This is a genomic window from Streptomyces sp. NPDC055140, from assembly GCF_053607285.1.
This window is the reverse complement of sequence record NZ_JBSGTG010000038.1, coordinates 26,414-40,811: the sequence shown is the minus strand read 5'-3', so window position 1 is coordinate 40,811 and position 14,398 is coordinate 26,414. Positions and strand designations below refer to the sequence as shown.

General features: G+C 68.7%; 12 protein-coding genes and 2 pseudogenes. 10 read left to right on the top strand and 4 right to left on the bottom strand.

Going from position 1 to position 14,398, the window contains the following annotated elements; genetic code table 11:
- Positions 1-98 precede the first annotated feature (98 nt).
- Together ACWFR4_RS41685 and ACWFR4_RS41680 are read left to right on the top strand one after the other, a co-directional pair.
- Positions 99-884, top strand: coding sequence for a cyclase family protein (locus ACWFR4_RS41685; protein ID WP_453656775.1), 786 nt, complete (start codon positions 99-101; stop codon positions 882-884).
- Positions 881-2,515 carry a thiamine pyrophosphate-binding protein gene (locus tag ACWFR4_RS41680; protein ID WP_453656774.1) on the top strand — a complete coding sequence of 545 codons (1,635 nt, stop codon included), beginning with the start codon at positions 881-883 and terminating at the stop codon, positions 2,513-2,515. The genes ACWFR4_RS41685 and ACWFR4_RS41680 overlap by 4 nt, the downstream gene beginning before the upstream one ends.
- A 412-nt stretch (positions 2,516-2,927) precedes the next feature.
- Here the strand turns inward: ACWFR4_RS41680 and ACWFR4_RS41675 are convergent, their stop codons facing one another.
- Positions 2,928-3,470, bottom strand: a complete 543-nt coding sequence (locus tag ACWFR4_RS41675; RefSeq protein ID WP_453656773.1) for a hypothetical protein — start codon at positions 3,468-3,470, stop codon at positions 2,928-2,930.
- A gap of 249 nt (positions 3,471-3,719) precedes the next feature.
- Between ACWFR4_RS41675 and ACWFR4_RS41670 the strand changes: the two genes are divergently transcribed.
- Complete coding sequence (locus ACWFR4_RS41670; protein ID WP_453656772.1) at positions 3,720-4,778, top strand: VWA domain-containing protein; 1,059 nt, start codon at positions 3,720-3,722, stop codon at positions 4,776-4,778.
- Between the two features lie 557 nt (positions 4,779-5,335).
- Here the strand turns inward: ACWFR4_RS41670 and ACWFR4_RS41665 are convergent.
- Complete coding sequence (locus tag ACWFR4_RS41665) at positions 5,336-6,652, bottom strand: MFS transporter (protein WP_453656771.1); 1,317 nt, start codon at positions 6,650-6,652, stop codon at positions 5,336-5,338.
- 89 nt (positions 6,653-6,741) lie between these two features.
- On the opposite strand from ACWFR4_RS41665, the gene ACWFR4_RS41660 reads away from it, so the two are divergent.
- Complete coding sequence (locus ACWFR4_RS41660) at positions 6,742-7,719, top strand: ArsR/SmtB family transcription factor (RefSeq protein ID WP_453656770.1); 978 nt, start codon at positions 6,742-6,744, stop codon at positions 7,717-7,719.
- Between the two features lie 15 nt (positions 7,720-7,734).
- Here ACWFR4_RS41660 and ACWFR4_RS41655 read toward each other — a convergent pair.
- Positions 7,735-7,962 (bottom strand): annotated as a pseudogene (locus tag ACWFR4_RS41655) (IS5/IS1182 family transposase); the annotation flags it as partial.
- 341 nt (positions 7,963-8,303) lie between these two features.
- Here ACWFR4_RS41655 and ACWFR4_RS41650 point away from each other — a divergent pair.
- The 6 genes and pseudogenes from ACWFR4_RS41650 to ACWFR4_RS41625 all read left to right on the top strand — a co-directional run.
- Positions 8,304-8,513 (top strand): annotated as a pseudogene (locus ACWFR4_RS41650) (helix-turn-helix domain-containing protein); the annotation flags it as partial.
- A 12-nt stretch (positions 8,514-8,525) separates the two neighbouring features.
- Positions 8,526-10,655 carry an ATP-binding protein gene (locus ACWFR4_RS41645; protein ID WP_453656792.1) on the top strand — a complete coding sequence of 710 codons (2,130 nt, stop codon included), beginning with the start codon at positions 8,526-8,528 and terminating at the stop codon, positions 10,653-10,655.
- A gap of 167 nt (positions 10,656-10,822) precedes the next feature.
- On the top strand, positions 10,823-11,305 hold the full coding sequence (locus ACWFR4_RS41640; RefSeq protein ID WP_453656769.1) for a hypothetical protein: 483 nt from the start codon (positions 10,823-10,825) through the stop codon (positions 11,303-11,305).
- A 40-nt stretch (positions 11,306-11,345) separates the two neighbouring features.
- Positions 11,346-12,569: a serine hydrolase domain-containing protein gene (locus ACWFR4_RS41635; protein ID WP_453656768.1), complete on the top strand. Its 1,224-nt coding sequence runs from the start codon at positions 11,346-11,348 to the stop codon at positions 12,567-12,569.
- A 105-nt stretch (positions 12,570-12,674) separates the two neighbouring features.
- Positions 12,675-12,839, top strand: a complete 165-nt coding sequence (locus ACWFR4_RS41630) for a hypothetical protein (protein ID WP_453656767.1) — start codon at positions 12,675-12,677, stop codon at positions 12,837-12,839.
- A gap of 105 nt (positions 12,840-12,944) precedes the next feature.
- Positions 12,945-13,412: a hypothetical protein gene (locus ACWFR4_RS41625; protein WP_453656766.1), complete on the top strand. Its 468-nt coding sequence runs from the start codon at positions 12,945-12,947 to the stop codon at positions 13,410-13,412.
- A 291-nt stretch (positions 13,413-13,703) separates the two neighbouring features.
- Here the strand turns inward: ACWFR4_RS41625 and ACWFR4_RS41620 are convergent, their stop codons facing one another.
- Positions 13,704-14,231: a DUF1062 domain-containing protein gene (locus ACWFR4_RS41620; RefSeq protein WP_453656765.1), complete on the bottom strand. Its 528-nt coding sequence runs from the start codon at positions 14,229-14,231 to the stop codon at positions 13,704-13,706.
- Positions 14,232-14,398 lie beyond the last annotated feature (167 nt).

Below are 14,398 nucleotides of genomic sequence, written 5' to 3'. Positions count from 1 at the left end.
CTGCACTTGAGGCGTGTCGTACCTCTGGTGCCGCCCTCTGTATGCCTGCGCCAGCACTATGATCGTCGCGGATCAGCCCCTAGCCGCAGGAGGCCATGATGTCCCACCCCTCCGTCCTCGCCGCGCTGACGTCCGCGTTGCGCAGTGGCTCGATCGAAGTCGTCGACCTCACGGCGCCGTTGTCGTCGTCCACTCCGGTGCTCCAACTGCCCGCCCAGTTCGGCCAGACCGCGGTGTTCGAACTGGAGGAGATCAGCCGCTACGACGACCGGGGACCTGCCTGGTACTGGAACAACTTCCGCAGCGGTGAGCACACCGGCACGCACTTCGACGCACCCAATCACTGGATCACCGGGCAGGACCTCGCCGACGTGGCATCCGTGCCCGCGCAGCAACTGATCGCCCCGGCAGCGGTGTTGGACTTCTCCGCCGAGGCGGCCGCGAACCCCGACTTCCTGGTCGAGGTCGACCACGTCAAGGCATGGGAAGAGAAGTACGGGCCACTGCCCGACGGGGGCTGGCTGCTGCTGCGCACAGGGTGGGACGACCGCTCGCACGCTCAGCAGGAGTTCCTCAACGCCGATGAGAACGGGCCGCACACTCCAGGGCTCTCGGCGGAGTGCGCCCGCTGGGTCGCCGAGGAGTCGCCCGTGATCGGCCTCGGGGTCGAGACGGTGGGTACCGACGCCGGTCAGGCACCGGGCTTCGATCCGGCCTTCCCGTGTCATTCCTTCCTGATGGGCAGCGGCAAGTACGGCCTGACCCAGCTGCAGAACCTCGCCGCGCTGCCGCCGACCGGCGCCGTCGTCCTGGCCGGACCGCTGCCCATCGTCACCGGATCCGGCGCCCCCGCCCGCGTGCTCGCGCTGGTGGAGCACGCATGAAGGTCGCAGAGGCGGTCGGCCGGGCCCTGGCAGCGGCCGGCGTCGACCACGTCTTCGGCGTGGTCGGCTCGGGCAACTTCCATCTGACCAACGCCTTGGTCGCGGCCGGCTCCCGGTTCGTCGCGGCCCGCCATGAAGGCGGGGCGGCCACCATGGCCGATGCCTATGCCCGCATGAGCGGCAAGGTGGCGGCGCTGTCGGTGCACCAGGGGTGCGGGCTGACCAATGCGCTCACCGGTATCGCCGAGGCGGCCAAGAGCCGCACCCCGCTGCTCGTCCTCGCGGCGGAGACCACTGAGACCACCTCGAACTTCTACGTCGACCAGGACGCGCTGGCGCACTCGGTGGGAGCGGTCAGCGCGCGGGTGACGTCGGCCGAGGACGCGGTCGAGCAGGCATGCGGCGCCGTGCGCCGGGCCCTGCACGAGCGCCGCACCGTACTGCTCAATCTCCCGCTGGAGATCCAGGCCCTGGACGTCCCCGAAGGCACACCGGTCTCCCCGCCTCCCGGACGGTCCCCGGTCGAGCCCGAGTCGGACGCCGTCGCCGAACTGGTGCAGACCCTCGAACGCGCGGAACGCCCCGTCTTCGTCGCCGGCCGGGGAGCGCGCACGCCCCAGGGCCGAGACGCCCTGACCGCGCTAGCGGAGCGGCACGGCGCGCTCCTGGCCACCTCTGCCGTCGCCCGCGGGCTGTTCCACGACAGCCCGTGGTCGCTCGACGTGTCCGGCGGCTTCTCCTCGCCCCTGACCGCGGAACTGGTACGGGGTGCGGATGTGATCGTGGGCTGGGGCTGCGCGCTGAACATGTGGACGATGCGGCACGGTCGGCTGATCGCCCCCGACGCCACCGTCGTCCAGATCGACGACGACCCCGCCGCCCTCGGCAGGCACCGCACCATCCACCTCGGCATCACCGGCGATGTCGAACGCACCGCACGGCGCGCCCTCGAGACGAGCGGAGGCCAACGACCCGGCTACCGCACCGCCACCATCGCAGAGGCCATCGCCACACACGTGCGCTGGCGGGACGTGGCCTACAAGGACGAGAGCAGCCATGAGCGCATCGACCCACGCACCCTGAGCATCGCGCTGGATGACCTGCTGCCCGCCGAGCGCGTGATCGGCGTGGACTCCGGGAACTTCATGGGCTACCCCTCCATGTTCCTGTCCGTGCCCGACCACAACAGCCTGTGTTTTACCCAGGCCTTCCAATCCATCGGCCTGGGCCTTTCGACGGCGATCGGAGCGGCGCTGGCCCGGCCCGACCGGCTGCCCGTCGCCGCCCTCGGGGACGGCGGCGCGCTGATGAGTGCCGTCGAGCTGGACACCGTCCGCCGCCTGGGCCTGCCGATGGTGGTCGTCGTCTACAACGACGACGCCTATGGGGCCGAGGTCCACCACTTCGGCCCCGGCGAATTCCCTCTGGACACGGTCGTGTTCCCGCCCACCGACATCGCCGCCATCGCCCGGGGCTACGGCTTCGAAGCGGTCACCGTCCGCACTCTCGCCGACCTCGAACCCGTCCGGGACTGGGTCACCGGGACCCGCTCCACACCCCTGCTCATCGATGCCAAGGTCACCGCCGAGCACCCGTCCTGGTGGCTGGAGGAGGCTTTCAAGGGCCACTGACAGATGGCGAGAAGCCCCCTCACTTCATGCCTTCCGGCAGTCGACCGGTCATCGAAAGGCCGGTCCGCGTCTGCGTCTCCGCCTTCGTCTCCCGATGAAGCTCGCCACCATGCGCACGGCCGGAACCACCGCTGCCGCACGCATCGCCGGCGACAGCGACAGTGCCGTCGAGACCGGCAACCGAGACCCGGGCAGCCTGCTCGCCGACGACGGCTGGAGGGAGCTCGCCGCCGCAGCCGACGGCCCACGGCCGACGGCACGACATTGCGGCCGCTCGTCTACGGCGAGCGCGGCCTCGCCGCCCGCATCGCCGCTACGAGCGCAAGGCCGGGCACTTTCCTTGCGTTCGCGGCCGTTGCCGTCGCTCTCATCCGGTCACCGTCGCCTCGTCTGTGCGGCCGGGCGGCAGCGGTCAGCGTGAGGCGGTTCCGACACTGGTGACCCAGACGGGGAAGGGGATGACCTCTTGCCCGGCCGCGTCCTGTTCCGCGCAGTTCTGCCCGTCATCCAGATTCGACCAGGTGATGACGCCCGGCTGACGGTCGGTGAGGAATCCCTCGATGACCAGTCCGAGATCACCGGAACGCACGTAGGAGCCGCCGAACGGCAACTCATTCGGGGGCACCGATCCAGTTGAGCACCGGAGCTGCCCGGCCTGTTCGTCGTGCCACACGTAGAACGTCGCCACCCCGTGAAAGTCCAGCTCGCGAATGCGGGACCGGATGACGGAAGCAGTCTGCTGGAAGGCGGCGACCACCTCGGGGACGGACAACGACATCCTGTCTTCGTCCTCCGCACCGAGCCGCCAGGTGTTGGTCTCCCATTCCACCTGCCGGTCATCCGGTTCCAGCACCAGGGGTTCGTCCGCCACCTCGGCGATCCATGTCAACAGCACCACAGGAGTATCTCTGCACAGCTCAGTTTTCAGGAACTTGCCATAAGAAGCGGCATCCAAGGACGACAGTGAGTGCACGACGAACCCGGTCCGCCTTCGCGGTCGTCGGCGGGTATCGGTTCGGCGCCGGAGGTCTCCACCGCTGTGGCGGAGCGCGCCGCGGCGGTGAGCCGCTACCAGGCGCGGCCGGGCAAAGCACCTGATGCAGGCACCTGATGCGGGCAGGTGATCGGGCGTCAAACGCCATTGTCAGTGCCTCCGCATAGAGTGAATACATCACTTGGGGAGCCTCGGAGGGGGAGCAGAAACATGTCCGCAAACAAGATCAAGCACAAGGTGAACCACGTCGCGCTGGTCGTGGATTGTTCGGGTTCCATGCGTCCGCACCAGAATCAACTCATCCGCGTTGTGGACGAGTTCGTGGCCGGCCTGAAGGCCGAATCGGACAGCCTCGGACATGAGACCCGGATCAGCCTCTACTCCTTCGACCACCGGGTGGAGAATCTCGTCTGGGACATGGACGTGAAACACCTGCCGTCGATGCTGGGCCTGTATCAGGTCAACAATGGGGCTACGGCCCTCATCGAGGCTTCCTTGAAGTCTCTGGACGACCTGGGCCACATCTGGGAGGAATACGGTGAGCACAGCTTTCTCCAGATCGTGGTGACGGACGGAGAGGAGAACGCCTCCGGCGGCGACAGGCGGCACGACGGCGACCCGACCATCCTTGGCCCTTGGCTCGACAGGATCACGGCGACGATGGGCGGGCTTCCGGGGCACTGGACTTCCGCGATCCTCGTTCCGAACTCCCTGGCCAAGCGCACCGCGCAGAACTACGGGTTCCCGGCCGGAAACATCGCCATCTGGGATGCGGACTCCCAGAAGGGTGTCGAGGAGGCGATCGGCACCGTGCGCGCTGCCGCGACCAGCTTCCTCCGGGGTCGCGAGCAGGGGGTGCGCGGCACCAAGAACCTGTTCGCCGTCGGGCAGGACATATCGGTCGACGAGGTGCGGGCGAACCTCGAACCCGTTCCGGCCGACAAGTACCGGCTTCTGAAGGTCGACAAGGAGATCGAGATTCGCCCCTTCGTCGATTCGCATCCGGGAGTTACGTACGAACGTGGTTCGTGTTACTACCAGTTGGGCGCCCGGGCTCAGGTTCAGCAGAACAAAGAAGTCATCGTGGTCGAGAAGGACACCGACCGCGCCTATACGGGCGACGCGGCGCGCAGTCTTCTGTTCGGTACGGGTATCCAGGGGACAGTCTCGGTGAAGGCGGGGAACAATCCCAAGTTGGAGGTGTACGTGCAGAGTCGTTCGGTGAACAGAAAGCTCAAGCCGAATACGCGTCTGCTCATCATGGTCTGAGAGCAAAGAGCGGGCCGTCCGTGCCGAGTCGCGAAAATCCGAAACGGTCATAGACGAATGCTCCGAGCCGTTCAATGGGCTCATGGGCGGGCAAGGCGGTGGAGTCGCAACACCGACACTGCGGCTCCACCTTCCTACCCGGCGGCTGGTCGGGGCTCGGGCCGTTGTCCGGTACATCTGCCAGGAGTCGGCCGAGAGGGAGCCGCCGCGGTCGCCTTGTACGGGCCGTAGATGTACGTGCTGGTGTTGGTGCGTGCCCGTGCCGGGTCCACGGGATAGGGAAAGCGCACCCCGCACCGCCTGCCTGCACGGGCTCGAGGCGCAGTCGGCGACCGACTTGAAGTACTCGACGAAGCCGACGCCACTCGGCATGAGGCTGCCCGGCCGAGCAGGAGACGGTCCAACTTCCGGTAGTTGCCGAGGTGTTGGTCGTGGAGTCGACCATGTAGCCGGGTCCAGGTGTCGTTCCCGGTTCGGGTGATTTCCAGCTGGTACCAGCGTCCCTTGATGTGGGGGTGGGGTGCGTGACGGCTCGTGGCCGACCCGACCTGCGACGGTTACTGCGCAGGAGAACTACACGCATGCTGTTCGGTGCCGTTCTCTGATCCCGTTGAGTAGTTCGGGACGGGGACCGGGGAGGTGGGCAAGTGCCAGCTGAGAATCCAGCCGGCGGTCAGTGCCGCCGCTCCGCCTGCCAGGGCGATTGCGCCGCCTGTTCCGATGCCTGCGGCCACCGAGCCGAAGCAGGCCGGCCCGACGCCCTGCAGCGTCATGCTGCCGGAGCCGAGCAGACCGAAGGCCTGGCCCTGGCCATCCTGCGGCAGGGCGTCCAGGAACGGCCGTTGCAGGCCGAGACCGTAGGCGAATCCGAAGCCGCAGAGCAGCAGCAGACAGGACGAGACGCCCACTCCGGGTTTGGCAGCAAAGCCGACCAGCGGCAGTCCCATCAGCGCAATCAACGGGACTACCAGTCGCTCCCGGGTGAGTGGCCGTAGGAGTCGGCCCACCAGCAGGTCACCGACGAGCATGCCGACCGGCAGACAGCCCATCAGCACCGCGTACCAGCCGGGCGCGAAGTGGCGTCCTCCCGCGTAGGCGACGATCAGGCCTTCCGCCCCCGCTACGAACGCGGACGGTAGCCACTGGGCCAGCATCAGCCGTCGCACCGTGCGTCCGCGCAGCAGCAGGCGAGCACCGTGCAGGCTTGCCCGGACGGCCCCGCCATCGCCCCGAGTGCTGCCGGGTGTGCCGCCGAACTCCTCCAGCTGCAGCTGGGGTAGCCGAATGCGGACAGCGAGCGCGCAGCCGAGGTAAAGGACGGCGCTGACCGCGAGCGCCCGGCGCGGGCCTAGGACCGCGACGGCCGCACCTCCCAGCGCCAGACCGAACAATTGCGCGCCGGAGGCAGCGATGTTGTTCAGTGAACGGCCCAGTACATAGGCGTCGCCCTCCAACCACTGCGCGACCAGCCGACTCGACGCGCCGCTGAACACCGGTGTGGCGAGGGCAACCAGCGCCACGATACTGAGGCTTGCCGCGATCGGCATCCGCACCAGGGCGAGCAGCAGGGCGGCGGCGCACTCCAAGGCGTAGCCGCCGGCGATGAGCGCACGGGGCGGCAGTCGGTCAGCCAGTGAGCCCAGCAGCAGAGAGCCGAACAACTGCGGGAGAAAGCCGATGCCGAAGGCCAATGCACTCAACAGCGCGGAGCCGCTGGCCGCGAAGACCAGCACCGAGAACGTGGTGATCCGCAGCGCGCCCGCAGTGATCGCGACGGTGCGGGTCGAGAAGAGCAGCCGGAATCGCGGCTCGGCCAGCACCTCCCGGTAGGTGGCACGGTGGTTGCCCTGTGCGGGGCCGACGGTTGGGGTCATGACGCCCACCCTCGCCGTGCGCCCACGCCACGCACCAATGATTCGTCGCTGGACGAATCGGAGCAGACGGCCCGCGGTAGCCTGGCAGGGTGCTCCGCTTCGAAGTCTCCGTCGAGGACCTGCTGCGCAGCCGCTTCGCACTGTCGCCCGCGATGGACCTCTGCTTACTGCTGCGCTCGCTCGCCGGCCAAGACCGGCCGCTGCCGCGAGCCTGGGCCACCCGGCTCCTGCCGGCCTTTGAACGGCTTCGCCGCGAGACCGAGCTGAACGCCGTCCTCGCCCTGCAGACCCCGCAATCCGGACCGAACTTCGTCGCTCCGCCCCCACGCGGCCTCAACCAGACCTGGGCAGACGACCTGGCCATGATCCGGGCCACACCGCTGGAAGCGGCCCGCCACGAATTCGCCACCACCGCGACCGGCCCGTCCGCCCGTGATCCCCGCGTACGCGCAGTGCTGGACTCGACGGACGCCGTCTCCAGGATCGCCGAGGCGATGGACCAGGCGTGGCACGAGCTGCTCGCCCCGGACTGGCCGCAACTGCGCACGATCTGTGAGCGCGATGTCGTGCACCGGGTGGGTGTGATCGGCGAACAGGGATGGGCCACGACCATCGAGAGCCTGCACCCGGGCATCGTCTGGCGCGCCGGCGGTATCGAGATCGGCTTCTTCCGAGGCGGAACAGTCCGCCTCGTCGGCGACGGGCTACTGCTGATCCCTTCGGTCTTCGTCGGGAATATCGCCGCCCACCTGGAAGACCCCTGGCCCAGGACCTTGGTTTACCCTGCCCGCGGCACCGCCGCCCTGTGGGGCGAACAGGAGACCGTCCCCCAACCGGACGCGCTGACCGCTCTGGTCGGCCGGGCCCGAGCGCGGCTGCTGGTGGCACTGGACGCCCCGGCCAGTACCAGCCACCTCGCCCGAAGCCTCGCCATGGCACCCGGCGCGGTAGGAGACCACCTCGCCATCCTGCGAGGCGCAGGTCTGCTCGTCCGCGCCCGGTCCGGACGGTCGGTGCTCTACCGGCGCACCCCGCTCGGCGAGGCACTGGTCGGCGGTTCGGGCTGAGGGCTCAGATCAGCACTATTTTTTGAGGCACCGCCAGCAGATGATTGCGCGGCCGAGGGTAAGGAAGGCCTGGTGGATGTCGGCGCGGATTTCCTACCGGATACGCAGCCGGCGGAACCAGCGCAGAAGTGCGAAGGCCGCTTCGACGACCCAGCGGTTCTTGCCCAGGCCGCTTCCGTGCTCGGTGCCGCGCCGGGCGATGAGCGGGTGGATGCCCAGCTCACGAACCTGGCGGCGGTAGATGGCTTGACCACCCAAATCACACATTCCTCAGCAGAGTCCTGAAGCCCGATGCACTGCCAATGAATCCCGGTAGCGGCGGCCGCTGACCGCACCTTGGCCGCGCCGGCTGCCGCGGCCACTCCGGTGGTCACCACTGCCCGCAAAAGGATCTCCGCTTCAACTGCCACCCCTCCGCCCCGTGAAAGAAGCGATCACCCTCGTAGGTGCCATCGGGGGCAACAGCCCGCGTTCGTAAGGCATTTGAGCAGGAGGTTGCGGCGGGGACGCGTTCCCGCGCAGGTACAGGTGCAGGTACAGGCAATCAAGACACCGCCTCACCCCACTCCATCTAGTATCAGCGCGTGATTCCTGGGGGAAGGCTGGCAAGTGTGAGTGAGGAGTTGGCGGGGCAGCTACTGCAGCTGCGTGACGTAACCGGACGGAGTCTGCGCGAGCTCGCCCGCGACGTCCACGTCAGCAGTTCCTCGCTGTCGCGCTACTTCTCCGGACAGGCCGTTCCGCCCTGGCCGACGGTGGTGGCGCTCTGCAAGGCAGCCGGTCATGACCCCAGGACACTGCGCGAGGTGTGGGAGCGGGCCAAGGACGGGCCCCGGACCAGCACGGCTGCCCCGGCGCCGGTGCGCAATGACCTGCCGCACGACATCACCGCCTTCACCGGGCGCCGGACGGAGTTGGACGCTCTCCTCGGCGCCGCGCGGAGCACGTCGGTGGTGGCGATCGATGGTATGGGCGGGGTGGGCAAGTCAGCGTTGGCCGTACACGCCGCGCATCGGCTGACCGCCGACTTCCCCGGTGGTCAGCTCTATCTGGACCTGCACGGATTCACTCCGGGCCGGGAGCCGGTCGGGCCGGCGGAGGCGCTGCGTGTGCTGCTGGCCGCGCTTGGGTTGCCGCCCGGCAGGATTCCCGACGGGGTCGCCGAGCGGGCCGCGCTGTGGCGGTCGGAGCTGGCGACGCGGCACGCGATCGTGCTGCTGGACAATGCCGCTGACGCTGATCACGTGCGGGATCTGCTCCCCGGTGCCGGCCGGAGCTTCGTGGTGATCACCAGCCGTCGGCGGATGGTGCAGTTGGACGGCGCCCTGCCGATCACGCTGGACGTCCTGCCGACCGACGAGGCGGCGGCGCTGTTCGTCGAATCCGCGGGCGGGACTCGTCCTGGTGATGTCGGCGAGGTGCTGCGCCGTTGCGGGAACCTGCCGCTGGCCATCCGGGTGGCCGCCGCGCGGCTGCGGCATCGGCCCGCGTGGACGCTCGACACCCTGGTGGAACGGCTGCGCGAGGGCGAGCTGGCGGTGTCGGACGTGTTCGAGATGTCGCTGCGGCAGCTCGACCCGGCCCAGCGCCGCATGTTCCGGCTCCTGGGCCGGGCTTCGGGGACCGACCTCTGCGTGTACGGCGCTGCCGCGCTGGCCGGCATCCCGTGGAGCAACGCCCGGGGGTTGTTGGAGGAGTTGGTCGACGCCCATCTGATCCAGGAGCCGACCGCGAACCGCTACCGGCTCCACGACCTGCTACGGCAGGCGGCTCGTTCGGACGACGCCGAGCCCGACGACGCGGAGGCGATCGCCAGGCTGGCCGACTACTACCTGAGCGGCGTGCTCGCGGCGGACCGGGCACTCCTGCACGAGACCGCACCGCTGCCGCTCACGATCACCCACCCGCCCGAACTCGTCCCCGAGATGGACAGCGCGACAGACGCGCTCGCCTGGCTGGATCGCGAATGGCCCAACATCGAGGCGGTGTTCGCCCAGGCCACCGAGCTGCGGCTGGGCACCTCCGTGATCGGGCTCGCGCAGGTCGCGGACGTCTACTTCATGCGGCGTGGTGGTCTCGACCGGTGGGAGCACATGATCGATACCGCTCTGTCCGAAGCGGAACGACTGAGTGACCGCCGGTCACTGGTCTGGTTGCGGTTCCACCGCGGTGTGGCCCGGCAGCGCGGCGGCCGGCCGGCGGAAGCCCTGCCGGAGTTCGAGGCGGTGCGGGTGTTGCTGGCGGAAGGCGGCGATCTGCATGTCGAGTTCGAGGTGCTGCAGCAACTGGCGGAGCTGCGCATGAAGGAAGGTGACTACGAGGGCGCCATCGGGCTGTTGCGCCAGTCGTCCGTGATCTTTCCGGAGGGTGCGGACTTCGACGTCTACCGGATGCTGGCGAAGGCGCGCGTGGGCCTGGTGCTGGTCCGGCACGGACGCTATGAGCAGGCACGGGAGGCCGTCCTGTCCGTGATCGGGATCGCGCGAGCGCGCGGCGACCTGCAACTCGAACGCATGTGTCTGGACCAGCTGGCTGGTGCCGCGCTCGGGCTCGGCGACGTCCAGGGCGCGTTGGAACTGTCACAGCAGGCGGTGGCGCACAGCCGGGCGACCGGTCACCAGATCTTCGAGGCGGTCAGCCTGGCCAACGCCGCCGTGGCCACTCGGCGTCTCGGTCGGGGCACAGAGGCGCTGGCCATGCACGCGGAGGCGCTCCGCATCATCGAGGCGACCGGGGAGCAGCAGTACGCCATAGGTGTGCTGACCTCGTACGGCGAGACATGCCGGCTGGCAGGTGACCCCGTTGCGGCGGAGCGGCACCTCGACCGCGCCCTCGGGCTTGCCGTCAAGTTGGGCATTCCCACTCTCGCCGACGAAGCCCGCGCGAACATCCGCCTGCTGCGTGGGCACGCGCTCGGTGCGTCCACGGGGTCCTGAGCCCGGCCCGGGTGGTGCGAGGGCGTTCCGTTCCGTCCCGGGACACCGTGCAACGGTCGACCGTCGGCGTGGCAGTGCAGGTCAGCCGAGTGTCGGGGGATGTCCCGCGTCCCGTATGACGTGACAGGGCTTGCCTTGAACAGGGCGCAGGATCAAGGCTCTTGGCCATGCATACGACGCCTTCCCTGCTCACCGAGCTGGATGCGCTGCCCGTCCGGTGGGAGGTCGACGGGACGCTCGGCGCGCCCGTCGCCGCGGTCGCCGAGCTCCTGCTCGCCGTAGCCGAAGGGCGGGTGGGCGATGACAACCTGCTGCTGCTGGCCCGCGCTTCGGCGGCTCGGCAGGGGGCGATGACCGTCGTGGCCGGGTCCGGTGCCGGCGCCTACCACGCCGAGTTCGCCGGGCCGGTGGAGCCGCTGGAGATCCAGGTGGACCGGGACCGGTCCAGGGTGGCGGTGCAGAGCTGGTACGCCGGGGTGCACGCCGCCACCGCCTGTCCCGCAGGCACCAGGGTGACCCATCGCGTCCACCGGGTTCTTCCCGGCCATCCGGGATTCGCCGCCGGGATCGCCGAGATCGGGCTCCGGGTCCGCATGGCACGCGATCTGCGGCAGGTGCTGGATGTGATCGCCGACCGGCTCGGCTGCTGACCATCCGCTCTCTCATTCTCAGTCAAAGGAGCACACCACCATGTCCAACAGCGGCTTCTCCAAGGCAGGCTTGCACAGGGTGCACGACGTGCTGGCCCGGCATGTCGACTCAGGGAAGATTCCCGGGGCGGTCGCCCTCTTCAGCAAGGGTGACGAGACGCATGTCGAAACGATCGGGACGATGCGTCACGACGGCGGCGCTCCGATGCGCCGCGACACGATCTTCCGGATGGCCTCGACGTCCAAGCCGGTCTCGATCGCGGCGGCGATGGTCCTGCTCGACGAGTGCAGGCTGCGCCTCGACGATCCGGTGGAGCGCTGGCTGCCGGAGCTGGCCGACCGACAGGTGCTGAAACGGCTCGACGGCCTGCTGGACGAGACAGTGCCGGCGCGGCGGCCGATCACCGTACGGGACGTGCTGACCTCCACGTTCGGGCTCGGCATGGATATGACGGTGCTGGGCACTCCGATCATGAACGCGGTCTTCGAGCAGGGGATCACCCCCAATCTGCCGGAGCCGATGCCCGAGCAGGACGAGTGGATGCGTCGCCTGGGCACGCTTCCGCTGATGCACCAGCCCGGAGAGCGCTGGCAGTACCAGATCAGCAGCGACCTGGTCGGCGTGCTCGTCTCCAGGGTCACGGGCCAGTCGTTCGAGTCGTTCCTGCGCGAGCGGATCTTCGAGCCGCTGGGCATGAAGGACACCGGCTTCCACGTGCCCGCGGACCAGCTCGACCGGCTGCCGCCCCTGTACGCCCCCGACCCGGTGACCGGAGAGTTCCAGGTGTGGGACGAGGCGGCGACGGGGCGCCACAGCACGCCTCCGGCGTTTCAGGGCGGCGGCGGTGGACTGAACTCCACCGCCGACGACTACCACGCCTACTTCCGCATGCTGCTGAACCACGGGATGCACGGGGGAGAGCGGATCCTGTCCCGGCCCGCCGTCGAGCTGATGACCACCAACCGGCTCTCGCCCGAACAGCACGCCGCCCGGCACAAGTTGGCCGTCGACAACGTGCATGTGTCCCACGGTCAGGGGCAGCACGGCGGCTGGGGCTTCGGGATGGCGGTGCGCACCTACCGCGGTGACTATGCGCCCATCGGCCAGTTCGGCTGGGACGGCGGAAGCGGCGCCTCGACCTACGCCGACCCGGTCAACCGGCTCACCGGGATCCTCCTCACCCAGGTCGGAGCGTCCGTGCCGGATCCGGTGCATCTCATGCTCGACTTCTGGACCGCGCTCTACCAGGCGATCGACGACTGACGTCGAGCCCACCCACCGAGGCGGACCACCGCCGCATGCCCCCGCCAAGAGGTCTGACAGGGGCGTTGGACGTGTCGGTGGGTGATGAGGCAGGTGATGAGGGCAATGGCTCACCGCGACGACCGGACCGGAGTACTGGGCCGCGGACGGCGTGCACCCGACGCCGGCTGGTCGGCCGGTCACGCCGCACTCGCGGCGGCCTGGCTGCGCCTGGTTGCGTGGCCGGTCCTCGCGCTTACCCGCAACACCGGTGAATTCGGCCAGTGTTGAGGAAGCGCAGCGCGTCACCACACTGTTCCCACCCCTGTGAACAGCGGAATTGTCCCCACTCGTGGGGCTGGAGAGGCCGGCACCCCGTGCCGTAGCCTGGCCGCCATGTCCTTCATGGACAAGGTGGGCGAGCGCCACGCCCCGGCGCTGGCTTGGATCGTCGTTCTCGGTGCCGCCGCCTCGGTCGTCGTGGGGGATCACCTGTGGCGGTGGGTGGCCGGTCTGGGGCCGGGCGCCGGCTTCGCCTTCGGCGCGTTTTGCGGCAGCGGCATTTTCTGTTGTTGGGCACTGACCTGGGCCGCGCTGGGGCGGCGACAGTGGGTTCGCTGCATCGGCGCGGCAGCTCTCGGCTTCGTGGCGTTCCTTGCGCTGGTCTGCCTGATACCTGGGCGCAACGGCCGCCTCGCCGGCTCCATTGCCATGGCGGGCGACCGACGCATGTGGGTGGAGGAGAACCCAGCCGTGTGGGGATCCATCGGAATCGGGCTGGCTCTGGGCGCGCTGGCCGTCTGGTACAGGGCGCCCAGCCGTGCCACGGGACGACGACGGCGCCCCGACTCCGTCGAGAAGTAGTCGACGGGGCTCACGTGCGAACTCGCCCCGCGCTTCCCCTTCCACGTCTCCTGAACGACGTCTCAGCCCCTGCGGTGACAGCCTCATCATGGAGATCGACGCCCAGTACAGCATCGTCAACTGACCTGCACAGTCACAGAGTTTGAGACTTGGCGCGTCAGTTGGCACCTGAGCACTTCAGTGGGCGCCCTGAGCGCTTGCCGCGCTGCCATCAGCCCGATGGGGGAAGGCCGGGTCGACCAGGGCCTGTCCGGCGCATCTTGCCGGACAGGCCCTGGTCTTGAGGAGGGCTCAGCGTTTGAGCGTGAAGGTGAAGTCGCCGGAGAGTTTGCTGCTCAGCCGGACTGCCGAAACGAGCTTCCCCTCCGCGATCAGTCTCTCGACCTCGGCTCGCGCAAGACCGCAACCTTCAGCGATCAGTCGCACCGGTCGGACAGGGATCCGCGCCGCAAAGCGCACCGAGACGTCGATCACCTCGCGGTCCAGGTGATCCGATCCGCCGGTGTCGAGGCGCCAGGCGTTGTCCCAGTCGAGGGCTATGCGATTACGGCGCCGCACGAGCGGATCCTGGAGCAACTCAGCCGCCAGGCCAGGGTCGTTGTCATGCAGCCGGTCCAGCAGCTCAGGCCGTACGGAGCGCACATTCATCCGCTCCAGGACCGAGAGCTTTGTCGTTTCTCCGCAGCCGGTACAGAGCACGAGGAGCCAGGCGTCGAGGAGCTTGTGGTTTGCGTTGACGCGGAATTTACCGTTTGCCCGGAAGCGCTCGGACGCGCACGTGTGGCAACGGCGGAGAACGAGCGGCAGGCAGGTGGGCATGACAACCCAGTTATTGAGCACAGAAGTACACCGGTTTCAGTGAGAAGTCCGCAGCAAAAGGCAGCGCGGCGCGATAAGCGCGACGCGCGACGAATCAGCACTCGGGAGGTCTCACACGGTGTACAACGGGACGTCCTTGCCTGGGCGACTTGGTCCGGCAGCACGGT